This window comes from Corynebacterium faecium, from assembly GCF_027257105.1.
GTDB lineage: Bacteria > Actinomycetota > Actinomycetes > Mycobacteriales > Mycobacteriaceae > Corynebacterium > Corynebacterium lehmanniae.
The window spans coordinates 37,570-54,758 of sequence record NZ_JAPYJX010000006.1; the positions used below are offsets into that span (position 1 = coordinate 37,570).

Consider the following 17,189-nt stretch of genomic DNA (forward strand, 5'->3'; position numbering starts at 1 on the left):
ATCCCGCTAAACTAGCATCGTGACCAAACGCAAGGACATCCTCAAAGCGATTTCCCACTACGCAAAGACAACCGAGCAGGAACTCACCATCAAAGAAGGCGGAAACCACACACGCATATGGGTCGGTGACCGCTACACGACTGTTCCCCGGCATCGAGAAATTCCCGATCTCGCCGCCCAAAAGATTTACAAGCAGATTGGACTGAAATGACGATGAACTGTTTTACCGCGACTGTCGAACGTGACTCCGGCTGGTGGGTCGGCCAACTCGATCAAGACCCTGGTGTCATTGTCCAAGCGCGTCGCCTTGATCAGATTGAAAACGAGTTCAAAGACGCCCTTGGACTTTTTCCCGAGCTGACCCACGATGCAGAGTCCGCCCAGATCGAACTCGCCATCGGTGGCGAAGCGGAAAAGGCGGCGCTTTCGGCACGAGACGAGCTCGAAGAGCTGCGTCGGCGAGAACACGATCAACTGGGGAAGATCGCCCAGCACGCGAAAGACCTCTCTGAACGCGGTTACAACTACCGTGACATCGCCTACCTCCTGGGCATCAGCTACGGCCGAGTCGGGCAGATTCTCAAACAGCACTCCGCAGCGTAAAGCCAATGATTGACCCGGTTTCGGGGGTTTCGCCCGACCTGCCGCGGCCGCACGCAAACCGGCTACCTACAACCGGCTACCAGCAGTTTTTCTGCATGGTAGCCGGTTGTAGGTAACCGGTTTCCTCATGTGTGCCGGCTCCTTGCGAAGGGCCCACCCAATTTTTCGTCCGGCACCACTCGCACACGGATGGTGTGTTTTTGGAATGTGGCAAATATTTGCCACATTCCAATTTCGGTATAACCGCGCCCCTACCGGTTGCCGCGGAAAGCGCGGTCGTTGAGGTCGCGGCGGGCCTGCTCGAGGGCAACGAGGTCGGAGAAGAGGGCGTTGTAGGCCTCCTCGTCGTCGGAAGGCCGCATGCGCTGGAGCTGCGACTTCAGCTGCGCGATCTGCTGGCCCACGCGGGTTTCCTGCAGGCGCGAGAGCACGGAGTCGGCGTATTCGTACAGGTCGTCGGCGTGGATGGGCTCGACAGCCAGTTCGGAAACGAAGTTGCGGCCGGCGTAGTCGCGCATCTCGCCGGCGACCGCGGCGAGGAAATTCGACGCATCGGGGGCGCCAACGGCGGCGCTCTCGGGGGTGGCGCCCGGCGCGGTGCTGGTGCTCGGCGCGCCCGTGGCGGCTGCGGCAGCCCCGGCGCGGGCGCAGCCGCCGGCGGCGGTGATGGCCTCGCGGACCTGGTGGTACGCGTCGTGGGTGAAGGCGTCCGGGTTGATGCCGTCGAAGTAGTTGCCGGCCGCGGCCGGGTGCTGCAGCGCGAGCTTCAGGGCCTCGCGCTGGGGCCACAGCACTGGGTCGTCGGGGCGCGGCGGGATGAGGATCTCGGACTGCGCGCCGGAGCTGTCGGGGCCGACGGCCGCACCAGCGCTACCGCCGGCACCGCCAGCACCAACGCCGGCCTCGCGCGCCGGATCTTTCGGTGCGCGCTTCTGCTTCTTCGGCTTCTTGGCCTCGGCGCGGACCTGCTCGAGCACCTCGTCCGGGTTCGGCCAGCCGACCCAGCCGGCAAGCCTCCGGGCGTACTCCTGCTGGAGCACTTTGTCGGAGATGGTGGCGACGACGGGGACGGTGCGTCGTAAGGCTTGCACGCGCCCTTCGGCGGAATCCAACGAGTAGTCCTGCAAAAGCGACTCGATGACGAACTCGTACACCGGCACGCGCGAAGCGACGAGGTCGCGCAGGGCACCGTCGCCGCGCGCGAGGCGCAGGTCGCAGGGGTCCATGCCGTCGGGGGCGACCGCGACGAAGGACTGGGCGCCGAACTCGGCATCGGTCTCAAAGGCGCGCATGGCGGCCTTGCGGCCGGCCTCGTCGCCGTCGAAGGTGTAGATCAGCTCGCCGCGGAAGAAGCTGTCGTCGAGCATGAGGCGGCGGATCAGGCTCATGTGGTCGCCGCCGAACGCGGTGCCGCACGTGGCCACCGCGGTGTCCACGCCCGCGGCGTGCATGGCCATCACGTCCGTGTAGCCCTCCACCACCACCGTCTGGTGCTTCTCCGCGATGTTCTTCTTCGCCTTATCGATGCCGAAGAGCACCTTGGACTTGTGGTACAGCAGCGTGTCCTGGGTGTTGATGTATTTGCCCAGGCGGTCGTCCTCGAACAGCTTGCGGGCGCCAAAGCCGATGACGTTGCCGGCGGTGTCCTTGATCGGCCAGATCAAACGGCCGCGGAACTTATCTAACGGGCCGCGTTTGCCCATCGAGGACAGGCCGGCGTCGATAAGCTCTTGCACCTCAAAGCCCTTGCGTAACAGGTGCTTCGTCATCGGGTCCCACGCGTAGGGCGCGTAGCCGCATTCGAAGTCGTAGATGAGCTCGCGGGAGAAACCGCGCTTGAGCAGCATCTCGCGCGCCGGGGCGGCGTCCTCGGTCTCCAGCTGCTCGCGGAAGAACTCGTGCGCCGCCTTGTTCGCCGCCAGCAGGCGTTGGCGCGTGCCGCGGTCCACCTTGCGGGCGCCGGTGGATCCGCCCTGGTAATTGATGTGGTAGCCGATGTGGTCCGCCACCGCCTCCACCGCCTCGGGGAAGCTCAGCTGCTCCATCTCCATGAGGAAGCTGAAGACGTCGCCGCCTTTGCCCGTGGAAAAGCAGTGGTAGTAGCCGTGCGCGGGGCGGACGTGGAAACTCGGGGTGCGCTCGTCCTTGAACGGGCTGAGACCCTTAAGCGAGTCGTGCCCGGCAGGTTTGAGCTGCACGTACTCGCCGACGATCTCGTCGAGCGGCGCGCGCTGACGGATAGCCTCAATATCGCTATCCGGAATTCTGCCCCTAGCCATGGCGCTCACTCTAGCGCGTGGCACGATATTGCCCATGAAGCGCCTATCCGTCCTGCTCGCGTGCCTGTTTTTGAGCAGTTGCCTATCGACGCCACCTCCGGCCGAGCCTGCGTCCGCTTCGGGGTTGCCCGCGTGCGGCTCGCTTCCCGACGAAGCCTGGGACACCGTCGACCTCATCGAAGCCGGCGGCCCCTTCCCCCACCCCGACAACGACGACCGACGCTTCGGCAACTACGAACGCATCCTCCCCGAGCAGCCGCGCAACTACTACCGCGAGTACACCGTAGACACCCCGGGCGTGAACCACCGCGGCGCGCGCCGCATCGTCACCGGCGGCGGGGCGGACGGCCACGTCGACGAGTGGTTCTACACCGCCGACCACTACGAATCCTTCTGCGAAATGGAGGTCAACTAATGCCCGCTGTATTTGTGATGCGCCCGGTGCGCTCGATTGAGGACCTCGGCGCCGCCATCATCGCCGCCGTCTACGGCGCTGGTGCGTCGGAGGCCGCCGCGTCCCCTGCCCCCGCGTCCCCTGCCCCCGCGTCCCCCGACGCCCGACCGGTGCCGCGCAACCTCGACGCGCTGGCCGACCTTTTGCGCGAGGCCCGCGTGAAACGTGTGGTGGTGACGGATTGGGGGATGCCGGAGGCGTCGATAGGCGGGCTGCTCGAAGTCCTCGCCGACGAAGGCGTCGAGCTTTCCCGCTAGACCCCTAGTAAGAAACCCCTATTAAGGCCCAAAATGGCGCATACTCGGGCTTTGTTACTAGGGGTTTGTGGGTGGGAGTGGCTACTTCGTCTCGTTCGGGTGTCTGGTGTGCACGGCCTCGAGGAAGACCGTGCGGTCATCGACGTAGAACCAGATCCGCGCCGAGCCCTTCAGCGTCGGTTTGTGCTGCCACCGCTCGAACGAGCGCCCGCCGCGTTGCACGGTCCCCAGCTCCCCCTTCAGCCGGTAGTTAGTGGAAGTGGTGGACGTCGGGGTCCTGGTGAGGAAATCCCATGCATCGGCCATCGGGTTCCGCATGGTCGCCACCAGGTCACGCCACCCCTTCTTCGCCCCGGACGAGGCGAAGCGGATGTCGTACTCGACCTTCTTTGCGGGGCGTGGGACCAGCTCCCCCTTCCTCCCGGCCGCCATCGTCAGGGCCGCTCCACCGGTTCACTGTCGTCGAGCCAGTCGGTTTCGACGTCCCCGAGACCTGCCGCGATGGCGGTCGCAGTTTCCTTCCAGGCGGTGAACTCTGCGAGGGCGAGGTGCGGTTGTTCGGTGGCGAAGGAGGCGCGTGCTGCGTCGATAAGCTCTTGCGAACATAATTCCCTGTCCGCCTGCGAAAGCGCCATCATCCAGGGGAACGCTCGGGCCATTCGCTCACTGAGGCTGCCGACGCCTTCCGTGGCGACGGTGAGCAGTTGCGCCGCGAGCTCCAGCAGCTGTGCCCGCCCCTGCGCCTCCCGCGCTGACATGAGCACCAACGACTCCCCGTCGCGGCGCGTGACCGTGACCGGGTGCTTCTCCGCTTCGGCGAACACCTCGGCGGACCGCTTGCTCAAGTCGGATGAGCGGCGGGTGTGCGGTGGGGTTCCTGCTGCGAGTGTCATGGCTCTGAGAGTATTCGGAATGTGTTCGGAAGTCGAGGCGTCAGGGTCTGCGTAGCATGTCGACGGCCTCCTGCAGGTCCGACGGCAGCGCCACGGCGCGCCCTGGGCCGGTCGGCGTGTAGCCCTTCGGCTTGACCTGCACGGGCAGCAAGCTCCGGGCACCAGGCCAGGCGTTGCGGATGCGTTGGATCAAGTCGGCTTCGTCGCCCCAGAAGTCCTCGGTGTAGAAGTGCAAGACCTTGTAGCCGCGCTCGGCGAGCCAGTCATCGCGCACACGCTGCTTGCGCAGTACTTCGTGGGGAACGTCTTCGTACTTTTCCCAGCCGTCGACCTCCACGACGAGGTTGTCGCCGATGAGGAAGTCCACCCGGTACCGCCCGATCGCCGCCTGGGTGCGGTACGGCACCCCGTAGGCGTCGAGGATCAGGCGCAGGAGTGACTCATAGGGCGAATCCGAAAGTCTGCTGGCCAGCGGGAGTGCTTTCCGGGCGTTGGCGATGCCTTTCGTGCCGGCCAGCCGGGCGATGGTGGCGCGGAACTGGTACAGCAGTTCCTGATAAAGGTGGTCGCCGTGGCCGGAGAGCACGCTGTCCATCGCAATGACGCCCTCGCGCACGCCGCGTTCACGGGCAATGTCGACGGCGGTGCGGATCGCGTCGGTGTAGCGCACGGGCCCGTCGTGGATGATGTCGGCTTCCGGGATTTTCCGGTGCCGGTACTCGTACCCAGTCCAGCTACCATTGATGGAGGCTGGGCGGCCGTTGGGCACCGCGAGTGTGACGGGTTCGTTGCGTGCGATTGTCCACACGCCGTTAAGTCGCGCTGCCGAGCAGTCGACGAGCACGGCTTTCCTGCTCTGGCACCCCGCTGCGTAGCACCTCAGGAAGGCTTTCTCGTACTCCTTGAGCCTCTTCCACGTCTCGGCGCAGAAGTACATCGACTTGGTCAGCTGCACCAGCTCGCCTTCACTGATGCGCCGGTGCGTCTCAGTGTCTACGGACGACACCCTCCGCACGTCGACCAGCTTTTCCCGCAGCTCTTTCTTGCGCGTGTCTTTCATCAGTCCCCCCTTGACTAGTTACCCCGCTGCGGAGACTACCGCAGGCGCGTTGTTCTTGCCGGGTTTCGGGGCCGGCCGCCGGGGCCGCTCGGTGCCCGGCCCCCTGGCCCGCTGCCCGCAGACCCCTAGGAACAAACCCCTAGTAAGGCCGAAAATCGGGCATTCTCGGGAGGGCTTACTAGGGGTTTGCGGGTTTGGCCGAGATGCAGGGACCGCTGGCGACGCCACAAGCGCAAGCCAAGCGCGCCGAAGAATAGAAACCCCCTGAGAAACACCTAGGAAAGTGCCGTATGCCATAATCCCAAACAATGTGACACAGACCATGTGAAGCACGACACGATCGGAGAAGACCCATGAGCTCACTCATCCTGGTGCTCGTCGGCCTGGCGATGATGGCTGCCGGCTACCTGCTGTACTCCAAATTCCTGGGCAAACGCGTCTACCAGCTCTCGGACGCGTACACCACCCCGGCGCACACGATGGAAGACGGCGTGGATTTCGTCCCCACGAACAAGTACGTCCTGTGGGGCCACCACTTCACGTCCGTGGCGGGCGCGGCACCGATCATCGGCCCGGCCGTTGCGGTGATTTGGGGCTGGATGCCGGCGTTTCTTTGGGTCACGCTCGGCACCGTGTTCTTCGCGGGGATGCATGACTTGGGGGCGCTGTGGGCGTCGCAAAGGCATCGCGGGCAGTCGATCGGCACACTGTCGGGCCGCTACATCGGCGCGCGCGGGCGCAACCTGTTCCTCGTGGTGATCTTCCTGCTGCTGCTCATGGTCAACACGGCGTTCGCGGTGGTCATCTCCAACCTGCTCATCTCCACGCCGACGGCGGTGATCCCGACCTGGGGTGCGATCGTCGTCGCGCTGCTGATCGGCCAGGCCATCTACCGCTTCAACTGGAACCTGCCGCTGGTGTCCGTCGTGGGTGTCGCAGCGCTGTACGGGCTGATGATCCTGGGCGACCAATTCCCGCTCGCCCTGCCGGAGACGATGCTGGGCATCCCGGACCGCGGCTGGTGGATTATCTTCCTGTTCGCCTACGCGTTTGTCGCCTCGCTGCTGCCGGTGTGGGTGCTGCTGCAGCCGCGCGACTACATCAACGGCCTGCAGCTTTTCGTGGGCCTGATCATCCTCTACGGCTCGTTCTTCATCGTGCGGCCGGAGGTTGTGGCGCCCTCGCTTCGCGACGCCGTGCCGTCCGGCACCCCCGGCATCTTCCCGCTGCTGTTTGTCACCATTGCCTGCGGCGCGATCTCGGGCTTCCACGGCGTCGTCGCCTCGGGCACGTCGTCGAAGCAGCTGGACAAAGAGACGGATGCGCGCTTCGTCGGCTACTTCGGCGCGGTCGGCGAAGGCCTGCTCGCACTTGGCACGATCGTGGCCACCACCGCCGGCTTCAAGTCGCTGGCGACGTGGGAGGAGATCTACAACGAGTGGAACGCCGGCGGCGTCGATGCGTTCATCCAAGGCGGCGGCGACCTCATGAACGAAGGCCTGGGCATCCCGACCTCCCTGTCCGCCACCATCCTGGCCACCATGGCCGTGCTGTTCGCCGCCACCACGATGGACTCCGGCATCCGCCTGCAGCGCCTCGTCGTCGCGGAAATGGCGGAGCTGGCCGGCGTGAAGCTCTCCGGCGCGGTGGCCACCATCATCGCGGTGGGCTGCGCGCTGGGCCTGACGTTCTCCATGGGCCTGGACGGCTCCGGCGGCATGCTGATCTGGCCGCTGTTCGGCACCACCAACCAGCTCATGGCGGGCCTGACGCTGTCTGTCGTGGTGATCATTCTGACGCAGCTGCGCCGCCCTACCTGGCCGGTGATGATCCCGCTGGTGTTCGTCACCGCCATGTCGCTGTGGGCGGCGGTGCTGCAGCTGCGCACGTTCCTCGAGGCGGGCAACTGGCTGCTGCTGGTGCTGGACGTGATCATCATCTGCTGCGCCATCTGGGTCATCGTGGAGGCGTTCACGGCGATCTCGAAGGCACGCAAGGAGCCGGCTGTGACCTGGCGTGACGATGAGACGATTCCGGGTGAATTGGCGGATGCGCGAACGTCTTAAAGCATTTGCCCGCGGCCTCGACGAGTTCTACAAAGCCCCGTACCGCCGCGAATTCGCCCGCGCCGCGCGCGAGGAGGACGACCTGTTCACGCTGCTAGTCGCCTCGGAAACGCTGGGCATCCCCAACCCCACAAGCTTCTACACACTCGAACTGATGCCATTGCTTTACGACGAATTCCACGCCTGGCACACCCGCATGGGCATGGAGCGATCCCCGCTGGACGGCGTGCGATGCTGCTAGAGGCCGCGCCCGTGATGTTCTTCGGCGGCAAGGGCGGGGTGGGCAAAACCACCGTCTCGGCCGCGGCCGCGGTGCGTCTTGCCGAGGCCGGCCGGCGGGTGCTGCTGGTGTCCACGGACCCGGCGCACAACCTGGGCCACATCTGGGACGCGCAGCTTTCCGACGACCCCACGCCACTCGAGCCCAACCTCGACGTGGTGGAACTCGACCCCGCCGCCACCACCGAGCGGCACCTCGCAGACGTGGAGCGCTCCATGCGCGCGATGATGCCGGAGCGCATGCACCCCGAGATCCGCCGCCACCTGGACCTGGCGCGGCACTCGCCCGGCATGCATGAGGCGGCGATGTTGGAGGCGGTGGCGGAGCTCGTCGATAGGCCTGGCTACGACCACATCATCTTCGACACCGCCCCTTCCGGCCACACCTCCCGCCTGCTCGCGCTGCCGGAGCTGATGGCCGCGTACACCGGCGGGCTGATGCAGCGGCGCGAGCAATCCGACAAGTTCTCCCGCGCCGTACGGGGCCTGGGCGGCACTGTGGATGACCCAGTGGAGCGCCGCAACCAGGAAATCCGCGCCACCTTGCTGCGCCGCCGCCGCAAGTTCGAGCGTCTGCGCGACATCCTCACCGACCCCGCAGCCTGCACGTTCCACATCGTGCTCACCGCGGAGCGCCTCCCGGTCCTTGAGAGCTGCGAGCTTTACGACGACCTCACGTCCAACAGCATCCGCGTCGGCTCGTTGGTGATCAACCGCCGCAGCCCCGCCGATGCCGGCGAGTTCATGGCCCCGCGCCGCGCCGTGGAAAACTCCGCGCTTGAGCTGCTCGACTCGCAGCTTGCCGACGTCCCCCGCGTCGAACTGCCCTGGCTCCCCGGCGAGATCGGCACCCGCGCCGCGCTCGCCGCCATCGCCGAGCGGTTGTAATAAAGAAACCCCTCCACAGCCATGCCGTTAAAACGGGGGACCACTACGGGAGGGGATTACAGCGCCTATCATAGTTGAGCACGTGAGAAATACAACTGCGGGGGATCTCATGCAACAGGTTGCCAAAGTCTGGATTTCAGAGGACAGGCTCAAGCCATATCTATCTGCCACCTACCAAAATGAATCCAAAGCTCTCGCTCTCTACGAGCTGGATCGGCGACTGAGTGCTGCCATCTTCCACGAGATCGCCTACATCGAAGTGGCACTCCGCAACGCGATAGTGGAGTACCTACAGAAGACATACGGCGAAAGCTGGTATGCGGATACGACTGTGGGATTCGATCTGCGAGTTCGAGAAAACCTCATTGAAGCGTGGGAAAGTCTTCCGAGTCGATACACCAAGGATGCAGAACGGAACCGGAAGCTCGGTGGTCGACTGGTCGCTGCCTCAATGTTTCGGACCTGGACCAACATGTTGGACAAAGGGGGTGAAACAGGACTGAAACCACCTTTTGAGACTGCGGACCATGACAAAATCTGGACCCCAAAAGCGCTGGAAGTCACCTTCAGAGGTGCGAAGCCATTGGGAAAGCGCCTACAGGATCCAGAATTTCGTACATACGGGATTACGAGGGAATGGATTTTCAGGAAAATCTCGCCGATTCGTTACATCCGCAACAGAATTGCCCATCACGAATCCATCGCCCCCAATGGGGTACCGGTAACTGGCACAAACCGACGATTGACGCCACGAGAGTGCCACGAGCTGTGCCTCGAAGTCGCAGAGATCATCGACCGCGACCTTGCCGCGTTCCTACGCTCCAACATCCCAGTCGCCGAGATCCTCGACGAGCTGGACGCCTTCAAAGAATCCTTGGATGAATGGCCCTAGAAGTACCCCTCGAAGGCGGCGGCCTTCTTCGCGGTGCGCTCCAGGCGCGACTCGGTCATGGACGCGATCTGGTCCACGATCACCCGCTCGCGCTCCAGGTCCGTCTCGGCGGCGTTGAACCACGCCTGGAACATCGTGTCCAGGCTGCCCGGCGCGCCAGCGCGGAGGTACTCGTAGACGCGGTAGATGCGGTCGCGCTGCCGGTCCTGGCGCGCCTGGTGGGCGGGCTGGTCCATGACGTAGAGCACCGCGACCGTCTTGAGCAGGCGCACCTCGGCCTCCACGTCCGGCGGGACCACGAGGCGCCCGTGCTGCCGGCCCAGGCCGAGGTTCGAAGCGTCCGCGAGGGCACGGTTGCCGTCGTCCTCGCGGGTGGCGCGGGTGACGGCGCCGACGTAGCGGCCCACCAGCTGCGACGTCAACGCTTTCAGCCCCGTCCACGCGCCGAGTGAGTAGTCGAACTCGCTGGCGGCGGCGATGGCGGGTAGGGAGCGTAGTCGGTCGGCGGCGTCGACAAGCGAGTCCGCATCCCCGCCGAACGCGGCCGCGCCCTTCTCGGCCAAAGCTGCCAACTCGACGAAGTCCCACAGCACGCGCAGCGACACGCGACCGGAGACGATGCCGTCCTCGACGTCGTGGACGGAGTAGGCGATGTCGTCGGAGAAGTCCATCACCTGTGCCTCCATCGGCGGCGCGCCGTCGCTGTGCCCGAGACGCACCCACTCCAACACCGACGCGTCCTCGTCGTAGGCCGAGTACTTCCGGTTCACAGAACCGTCCGCGTTCGTGCGCGTCAGCGGGTACTTCACAGCCGCGTCCAACGATGCGCGGGTGAGGTTGAGGCCGAAGGACGTGGCGTCGATAAGCACTTTGGGCTCCAGGCGCGCAAGGATCCGCAACGTTTGCGCGTTGCCCTCGAAGCCGCACGGCGCGACCTCGTCGAGCGCGACCTCGCCGTTGTGGCCGTACGGCGGGTGCCCGATGTCGTGGGTGAGCCCGGCCATCTCGCACAGGTCGGGGTTGAGGCCCAGGCCCTCGCCGATGCCGCGCGAGATCTGCGCGACCTCCAGCGAGTGCGTCAGGCGCGTGCGCGGGGTGTCGCCGTCGCGCGGTCCGACCACCTGCGTCTTGTCGGCGAGGCGGCGCAGCGCCGCGGAGTGCAGCACGCGGGCGCGGTCGCGGGCGAAATCCCCGCGCGAATCCGGGGCGAGTTGCGCGCCCTTCGGCGCCTCGTCGGCGCGGCGCTGCGTATCGGCGGCGTTGTAAACGTACACGTCGCGCTACCCTAGTCGGCATGACTAGCCGTTACTTGCGCATCCTCGCCGTGTCCGGCGGCCTTTTTGTCGCCGCCGCACCCAGCTTTGCGACGGAAGCTCCGCCCACCCTCGTTCAAGCCCAAGCCACCGCTACGAAGGCATCCCTCGAGCCCGGTCGGCTGACGCAGCCGGTGACCGACGACGCCGCAGTGCTCACCGCAAGCGAGCTGGCCGAGATCGAAGACGCGATCCAAAACGTCAGCAAGACCCAGGGCAAGTCCGTGCGCGTGGTGTTCTTACGTTCATTCGGGCAGTACACCCCGTCGGAGTGGGTGGACAAGGCCGTGACAGCGAACGGCTCCAACACCGCCGTGGTGGCGATCTCGCCGGACGAGCGCCTCTACAACGTCGGCGGCGGCGAAGAGTGGACGCAGTCCGAGATCGACCGCATGAACGACGCCGCCTACGCGCAGCTGTCCGAGATGAACTGGTCTTCCGCCGCGTTGAATGCGGTGAATGCGGTGGCGGGCGGGAGCTCGTCGTCAGGCGATGGCGCAGGTGGGAGCGCAGGCTGGCTCGCAGGTGGCCTGGGTGTCGCCGCGCTGGCTGGCGGCGGCGTGTACGCGGCGACGCGCAAGGGCTCGAAGAAGCAGCAGGCCAAGCAGATCGAATCCGCGAAGGCCCTCGACCCGGCGGACACCGACTCGCTCGGGCGCCTGCCCACGCCGACGCTGGAGGAGGTCGCGCGCGACGCGCTGGTCTCCGCCGACGACTCGATTACCCAGGGCAAGCAGGAGCTCGAGCTGGCCACCTCCGAGTTCGGCGCGGACCGCGTGCGCCCGTTCACCTCCGCGATGAACGAGGCCACCACCACCCTGCAGCGCGCGTTTGCCACGCACCAAAAGCTTTACGACGCCATCCCCGAAACCGAACCCGAAAAACGCGCGATGCTGGTGGACATCATCTCCTCTTCGGGACGCGCCGAGCAGGCGCTGCGCGACAAGACCACCGAGTTCAACGAGATGCGCGGCGTGCTCATGCGCGCGCCCGAAGAGGTGGAGAAGGTGCTTGCGCGCACCGTGGACATCCGGGCGCGACTGGAGCCCGCGCGCGCGACGCTGGCGCAGCTTCAGGGCGAGTACCCGGCGCAGATCCTGGAGTCCATCGTGGACAACGTGGACCTGGCCGAGGCGTCGTTGGACGAGGCAGAAAAGGCGCTCGGCGAGGCGCGCACGCTGGCGGACAAGCCCGCGGGGCGCCAGGGCGCGCTGTTGGACACGCTCGCCGCCGCCACCCGAGCCGTCAACGTCTCCGACACCAACCTCGCCGCCATCGAGCACGCCGAGGACAACATCCGCGCCGCGAAAGCGAATCTGCCCGCGCTGATCGACGAGATCCGCGGGGAGCTGCGCGAGATCGAGCAGGTCAAGGGGGCTCGCGCGCAGGGCGCGCCTATCGACGTCACTTCGCTCGACACCGTTTCCGCCAAGGCCCAACGCATGCTGGGCGAGATCGGCGACCGCGACCAGTCCGACCCCCTGGCCCTGTACCAGGAGCTGACCAGCATGGACGCCGAAATCGACGAGGCGCTGGACCGCGCGAAGGGCATCGCCGGCGACCAGTCCCGCGCGCTGCAGCTTTTCGACCAGCAAATGCAAGTCGCCGGCGCCCAAATCCAGCGCGCCGAGGACCTGATCCTGTCGCGCGGCCGCATCATCGGCTCACACGCACGCACCCTGCTGGCGGAGGCCAAACGCCAGTACGCGCAGGCCCACCAGCTGCGCGTGCGCGACACTCGCACGGGCATCGACGCCGCACGCGCCGCCACCGACACCGCGCGCCGCGCCGAGGCCGCCGCGAACGACGACCTGCGCCGCTACCAGGCCCAGCGCAACCGCCAGACCGCCGACTCGCTGGCCAGCGCCGTGCTGTGGGGCTCGATGCTCTCCGGCGGCTTCGGCGGTGGCGGCCTTGGTGGAGGCGGTTTCGGTGGCGGTGGCGGGTTCTCCGGCGGGCGCCCCTCCAACCGCGGCGGCACCTTCTAGGCGGCCCCAGCGCCCCAGGCGCCGCGCGGGTGCTCAGTAGCGCGTGCGGCGGGCTGGCGCGTCGACGAACGTCAGCGCCCAGGACATGAACGCGAGGTCGACGAGCTGGATCTCGTCAAACCCGTCGGCGCGAAGCCTCGGCTCCGCAACGTCCACGCCCAGCTCGCCTGTGGGGAAGCCCCGGGTCACGGCGATGAGCTCGCCGGCGCCGTCACGGATCTCTCGCTTCGGGGTGATCGCGCCCGACAACAGGTCAAAGCCCGAGCGGTTCAAGGTGTAGCGGCGGCCGGCGCAATCCGCGGCGTAGCGCGACACCGTGAACCCGGCCTTGCGCAGCAGGTATTCCTCCGACGTCGCGACGTCGAAGGCGCGGAACTTCGCCGGGTTGTCGGACGTAATTCTCAAAACGGTCTCGCCCACCGTAACGGTGTCGGGGGTGGATTCGGCGATGGACCTTTGGTCGTCGATAAGCGAAGCTCCCTGCCAGATCACAGCACAGCCACCACCACGACAAACAGCGACAGGAACACCAGCGTGGCAATCAGCGCGGTGGAATTGGCCATCTTGCGGGCCTCCAGCACACAGCGCGAAAGCCACGCCAGGCCGGCAACCTGCACGGGCGGCAGATGGGTCTCCCCCTCGAACTCGAGGATGGCCTTGCGCACCCCGTTGTGGTCCTGGGTGAACTGGGCGACCTTCTCGCCGTCGGGGCCCTCGACCACCCAGTTTTTGGACGTCTCCGGGATCAGGGCGAAAGGCGTGCCGTCCACGACAGCGTCGATGCGCTTCGCGCGCTTCAGGCTGTCGGAGGTGCGCACGACGTCCTCGCCGCCGCACGTGGCCGCAGCGCCCGATTCGGCGTGGGCGGTCAGATCCCAGCTCTGGCCGCACACGATCGCGCGGTCGTGCTCGAACACGCCGAGGACGTCCGGGCCGTCCTCAGCCAGCAGCTTCGGCGCGTCCCGGTTCGTGCGGTCCCAGCTCACGTAATGCATGAGCGAAAATTTAGCAGCCGATCAGGCGGGCGGCCAGGTAGGACTCCAGCTCCGCCAGCGGCACGCGCTCCTGCTCCATCGTGTCGCGCTCGCGCACCGTGACGGCCTGGTCTTCCAGAGTGTCGAAGTCGTAGGTGACGCAGAACGGGGTGCCGGTTTCGTCCTGGCGGCGGTAGCGGCGGCCGATCGCGCCGGAGGTGTCGAAGTCGACGTTCCAGTGCTGGCGCAGCTTGGCCGCGAGTTCCTCGGCCGGGCCGGACAGCTCCGGCTTCTTCGACAGGGGCAGCACGGCCACCTTCACCGGGGCGAGGCGGCGGTCCAGGCGCAGCACGACGCGGGTGTCGGTGCCGCCCTTGGCGTTGGGGGCTTCTTCCTCGTCGTAGGCGTCGATGAGGAACGCCATCATCGCACGACCCAGGCCCGCGGCGGGCTCGATGCAGTACGGGATCCAGCGCTCGTTGTTCTCCTGGTCGAAGTAGCTCAGGTCCTCGCCGGAGGCCTCGGCGTGGGTCTTCAGGTCGTAGTCGGTGCGGTTGGCCACGCCCTCGAGCTCGCCCCACTTGGAGCCGGTGAAGCCGAAGGCGTACTCGATGTCCACGGTGCGCTTGGAGTAGTGGGAAAGCTTCTCCTGCGGGTGCTCGTAGAGGCGCAGGTTGTCCGGGTTGATGCCCAGGTCGACGTACCAGTTGTAACGGTTGTCAATCCAGTACTCGTGCCACTTCTCGTCCTCGCCGGGCTTGACAAAGAATTCCATCTCCATCTGCTCGAACTCGCGGGTGCGGAAGATGAAGTTGCCCGGGGTGATCTCGTTGCGGAAGCTCTTGCCGGTGTTCGCGATGCCGAACGGGGGCTTCATGCGTGACGACGTCATCACGTTCTTGAAGTTCACGAAAATGCCCTGCGCGGTCTCCGGGCGCAGGTAGTGCAGGCCTTCCTTGTCGTCCACGGGGCCCAGGTAGGTCTTCATCAGGCCGGAGAACGCCTTCGGCTCGGTCCAGTTGCCGGGCTGGCCGGTTTCCGGGTCGTTGATGTCCGCCAGACCGTTTGCCGGCGGGTGGCCGTGCTTTTCTTCGTAGGCTTCGAGGAGGTGGTCGGCGCGGTAGCGCTTGTGGGTGTACAGCGACTCAACGAGCGGGTCGGTGAACACCTCGACGTGGCCGGAAGCTTCCCACACGCGCGTGGGCAGGATGACGGAGGTGTCCACGCCGACGGTGTCGCGGCGGGATTGCACCATGTGCTTCCACCACTGGCGCTTGAGGTTTTCTTTCAGCTCCACGCCGAGCGGGCCGTAGTCCCACGCGGAGCGGGTTCCGCCGTAAATCTCGCCGGCCGGGTACACCAGTCCGCGGCGCTTGCACAGGTTAACGACGGTCTCAATCTTTGATGCGGGCATCAACATCTCCTGGTGGGAAAGTGCGTGCAAAGTACGCAAAACAGCATAGCCCGCCTTACGACGCCTCCGGTCACCCGCCCAGTTTGGACATAAGTCCCACTCTGTTTAGGCATTCTTGTATTCTGAACGAATCATCTGTTTCCCATTGGCGCTGAGGAAAGGGGACGCCGTGAGCGAACGTTACGTTTTGGCGGACCTTCCAAAGCTGGCGGACGAGGACGTGGACCGCACTGCCGCGCTCGTCAAAGTGTTGGACTCGAAAACCCGGCTGGAGATTCTGCTGCTTCTGGCCGAGGAAGAGAAGGTCGTCCACCAGCTGGTCACCGAGTTGGAGAAGTCGCAGCCGCTGATTTCCCAGCACTTGCGGGTGCTGCGTTCGGCGGGCCTGGTGTCGTCGTCGCGCAAGGGCCGCGAGGTGCTCTACGCGCTGGACCAGCCGGACATCATCGGCATCATCCACGAGCTGGCGTCGCTGGAGAAACTCACCGAGGCGCAGGACGAGCTGGCCGAGCTGCGCAAGCGCAGGCGGGAAAACAGCGGGAGCTCCGGCGGCTCCGTCGGCGCGGCGATCGTCGACCCGCCGGCGAACGTGCGTCCCGAAGTGGATCCCGGCCTCGCCCCGCAGACTCCAAAGCCTGTGCGCGACTAGCTAGACTGCAATGGTATGACGCAAACGAACCGCCGGGCGCAATCCCGCCCCGTGCCCAAGCTGGGCCCGCGAATGACGCGCCAGCGCGCCGCCGTCGTGGAGACGTTGCGGGGGCTGGACAAGTTCGCGTCCGCGAAAACCATCCATGAGCAATTGCTTGACGACGGCGCGTCCGTCGGCCTCACCACCGTCTACCGCACCCTGCAATCGCTTGCCGAGGTCAACGCCGTTGACGTGCTGCAATCCCCCGACGGCGAAACCCTCTACCGCGATTGCTTGTCCGGCCACCACCATCACCACTTGGTGTGCACCGAGTGCGGCCGCAGCGAGGAGATCGAGGGCGGGCCCGTGGAGAAGTGGGCCGAGGTCATTTCCTCGCACTACGGTTACGAGCTGGTCGGCCACGACGCCGAAATCTACGGCGTGTGCCGCGCCTGCCAGGCCAAGCGCTAGCTGTCGAACTTGTCCACAGCGCCGCCGAAACGGCGGTCGCGCTTGGCGTACTCGAGCACCGCGTCCCACAGATCTTCCTTTGTGAAGTCCGGGAACAGCACGTCCTGGTACACCATCTCCGCGTAGGCGGACTGCCAGATGAGGAAGTTCGACGTGCGCTGCTCGCCCGACGGTCGCAGGAACAGGTCCACGTCCGGCATGTCCGCGCGGTACAGGTAGCGGGCGATGGTTTTTTCGTCGACGGTGGACACGTGAGCGTCGATAAGCTTTTGCACCGCATCTGTGATCTCCGCGCGCCCGCCGTAGTTGACGCACATGGCCAACGTCAGGCCGGTGTTGTGTTTGGTCAGCTCCTCGGCGACCTCGAGCTCTTCGATGACGCTGCCCCACAGCTTCGGGCGGCGCCCGCACCACACCACGCGCACGTTTTTCGCGTGCAACTCGTCGCGCTGGCGGCGCAGCACCTCGCGCGTGAAGTTCATCAGAAAGTGCACCTCGGAAGGGCTGCGCTTCCAGTTCTCAGTGGAGAACGCGTACGCCGAGAGCCACTCGACGCCGCCGAGCTCGATGCACGCGTCGACGGCCTCCATGAGCTTCTCCTCGCCCACCTTGTGCCCCTCGGTGCGCTTCAGGCCGCGCTGCTGCGCCCAACGGCCGTTGCCGTCCATCACCAGCGCGATGTGCTTCGGGATGAACTTTGTGTCAATTCTCGGTGCGCCCATGGGCC

20 protein-coding genes are annotated in these 17,189 nt (G+C 65.9%); 11 read left to right on the plus strand and 9 right to left on the minus strand.

Annotated features, from left to right (window positions below):
- Positions 1-19: 19 nt before the first annotated feature.
- Together O5O53_RS07695 and O5O53_RS07700 are read left to right on the plus strand one after the other, a co-directional pair.
- On the plus strand, positions 20-211 hold the full coding sequence (locus O5O53_RS07695) for a toxin HicA (RefSeq protein WP_181193099.1): 192 nt from the start codon (positions 20-22) through the stop codon (positions 209-211).
- On the plus strand, positions 208-603 hold the full coding sequence (locus O5O53_RS07700; protein WP_269510958.1) for a hypothetical protein: 396 nt from the start codon (positions 208-210) through the stop codon (positions 601-603). The genes O5O53_RS07695 and O5O53_RS07700 overlap by 4 nt, the downstream gene beginning before the upstream one ends.
- A gap of 251 nt (positions 604-854) precedes the next feature.
- Here O5O53_RS07700 and dnaG read toward each other — a convergent pair whose 3' ends face one another.
- Complete coding sequence (gene dnaG, locus O5O53_RS07705) at positions 855-2,882, minus strand: DNA primase (protein WP_269510961.1); 2,028 nt, start codon at positions 2,880-2,882, stop codon at positions 855-857.
- A 34-nt stretch (positions 2,883-2,916) separates the two neighbouring features.
- On the opposite strand from dnaG, the gene O5O53_RS07710 reads away from it, so the two are divergent.
- On the plus strand, positions 2,917-3,297 hold the full coding sequence (locus tag O5O53_RS07710) for a guanyl-specific ribonuclease (protein ID WP_437177852.1): 381 nt from the start codon (positions 2,917-2,919) through the stop codon (positions 3,295-3,297).
- The gene (locus tag O5O53_RS07715; RefSeq protein WP_269510966.1) at positions 3,297-3,593 is read left to right on the plus strand and encodes a hypothetical protein; all 297 of its coding nucleotides are present in this window, start codon (positions 3,297-3,299) and stop codon (positions 3,591-3,593) included. The genes O5O53_RS07710 and O5O53_RS07715 overlap by 1 nt, the downstream gene beginning before the upstream one ends.
- Positions 3,594-3,674: 81 nt before the next feature.
- Here O5O53_RS07715 and O5O53_RS07720 read toward each other — a convergent pair whose 3' ends face one another.
- Genes O5O53_RS07720 through O5O53_RS07730 form a run of 3 tightly spaced genes read right to left on the minus strand, consistent with a single transcriptional unit; the run spans position 3,675 to position 5,546 of the window.
- Complete coding sequence (locus tag O5O53_RS07720; RefSeq protein WP_269510969.1) at positions 3,675-4,025, minus strand: hypothetical protein; 351 nt, start codon at positions 4,023-4,025, stop codon at positions 3,675-3,677.
- Between the two features lie 2 nt (positions 4,026-4,027).
- On the minus strand, positions 4,028-4,486 hold the full coding sequence (locus O5O53_RS07725) for a prevent-host-death protein (RefSeq protein WP_269510972.1): 459 nt from the start codon (positions 4,484-4,486) through the stop codon (positions 4,028-4,030).
- 40 nt (positions 4,487-4,526) lie between these two features.
- Positions 4,527-5,546, minus strand: coding sequence for a DUF559 domain-containing protein (locus O5O53_RS07730; RefSeq protein ID WP_269510974.1), 1,020 nt, complete (start codon positions 5,544-5,546; stop codon positions 4,527-4,529).
- A 353-nt stretch (positions 5,547-5,899) separates the two neighbouring features.
- On the opposite strand from O5O53_RS07730, the gene O5O53_RS07735 reads away from it, so the two are divergent.
- The 4 genes from O5O53_RS07735 to O5O53_RS07750 all read left to right on the plus strand — a co-directional run bounded on the left by O5O53_RS07735 (position 5,900) and on the right by O5O53_RS07750 (position 9,671).
- A complete protein-coding gene (locus tag O5O53_RS07735) occupies positions 5,900-7,612 on the plus strand; it encodes a carbon starvation CstA family protein (protein ID WP_269510977.1) in 1,713 nt (570 codons plus the stop codon).
- Positions 7,596-7,853, plus strand: coding sequence for a cory-CC-star protein (locus O5O53_RS07740; RefSeq protein WP_269510980.1), 258 nt, complete (start codon positions 7,596-7,598; stop codon positions 7,851-7,853). The genes O5O53_RS07735 and O5O53_RS07740 overlap by 17 nt, the downstream gene beginning before the upstream one ends.
- Positions 7,844-8,779, plus strand: coding sequence for an ArsA family ATPase (locus tag O5O53_RS07745; RefSeq protein WP_269510982.1), 936 nt, complete (start codon positions 7,844-7,846; stop codon positions 8,777-8,779). The genes O5O53_RS07740 and O5O53_RS07745 overlap by 10 nt, the downstream gene beginning before the upstream one ends.
- 82 nt (positions 8,780-8,861) lie before the next feature.
- Positions 8,862-9,671, plus strand: a complete 810-nt coding sequence (locus O5O53_RS07750) for an Abi family protein (RefSeq protein WP_269510985.1) — start codon at positions 8,862-8,864, stop codon at positions 9,669-9,671.
- Here O5O53_RS07750 and O5O53_RS07755 read toward each other — a convergent pair.
- The gene (locus O5O53_RS07755) at positions 9,668-10,945 is read right to left on the minus strand and encodes a deoxyguanosinetriphosphate triphosphohydrolase (protein ID WP_269510988.1); all 1,278 of its coding nucleotides are present in this window, start codon (positions 10,943-10,945) and stop codon (positions 9,668-9,670) included. The genes O5O53_RS07750 and O5O53_RS07755 overlap by 4 nt on opposite strands.
- Positions 10,946-10,965: 20 nt before the next feature.
- Here O5O53_RS07755 and O5O53_RS07760 point away from each other — a divergent pair, with 20 nt between their 5' ends.
- Positions 10,966-12,972, plus strand: coding sequence for a TPM domain-containing protein (locus O5O53_RS07760; protein WP_269510991.1), 2,007 nt, complete (start codon positions 10,966-10,968; stop codon positions 12,970-12,972).
- 33 nt (positions 12,973-13,005) lie between these two features.
- Here O5O53_RS07760 and O5O53_RS07765 read toward each other — a convergent pair whose 3' ends face one another.
- From O5O53_RS07765 to O5O53_RS07775, 3 genes are read right to left on the minus strand one after another with little or no spacing between them, the layout of a single operon-like run.
- Positions 13,006-13,464, minus strand: coding sequence for a hypothetical protein (locus tag O5O53_RS07765; RefSeq protein WP_269510994.1), 459 nt, complete (start codon positions 13,462-13,464; stop codon positions 13,006-13,008).
- Positions 13,461-13,967: a hypothetical protein gene (locus O5O53_RS07770; RefSeq protein WP_269510997.1), complete on the minus strand. Its 507-nt coding sequence runs from the start codon at positions 13,965-13,967 to the stop codon at positions 13,461-13,463. The genes O5O53_RS07765 and O5O53_RS07770 overlap by 4 nt, the downstream gene beginning before the upstream one ends.
- Before the next feature lie 10 nt (positions 13,968-13,977).
- The gene (locus O5O53_RS07775) at positions 13,978-15,360 is read right to left on the minus strand and encodes a glycine--tRNA ligase (RefSeq protein WP_239306282.1); all 1,383 of its coding nucleotides are present in this window, start codon (positions 15,358-15,360) and stop codon (positions 13,978-13,980) included.
- Between the two features lie 169 nt (positions 15,361-15,529).
- On the opposite strand from O5O53_RS07775, the gene O5O53_RS07780 reads away from it, so the two are divergent.
- Both O5O53_RS07780 and O5O53_RS07785 read left to right on the plus strand, forming a co-directional pair.
- On the plus strand, positions 15,530-16,009 hold the full coding sequence (locus tag O5O53_RS07780; RefSeq protein ID WP_269511007.1) for an ArsR/SmtB family transcription factor: 480 nt from the start codon (positions 15,530-15,532) through the stop codon (positions 16,007-16,009).
- A gap of 15 nt (positions 16,010-16,024) precedes the next feature.
- Positions 16,025-16,462 carry a Fur family transcriptional regulator gene (locus tag O5O53_RS07785; RefSeq protein ID WP_269511010.1) on the plus strand — a complete coding sequence of 146 codons (438 nt, stop codon included), beginning with the start codon at positions 16,025-16,027 and terminating at the stop codon, positions 16,460-16,462.
- Here O5O53_RS07785 and O5O53_RS07790 read toward each other — a convergent pair.
- Positions 16,459-17,184: an isoprenyl transferase gene (locus O5O53_RS07790; protein WP_269511013.1), complete on the minus strand. Its 726-nt coding sequence runs from the start codon at positions 17,182-17,184 to the stop codon at positions 16,459-16,461. The genes O5O53_RS07785 and O5O53_RS07790 overlap by 4 nt on opposite strands.
- Positions 17,185-17,189: the final 5 nt, after the last annotated feature.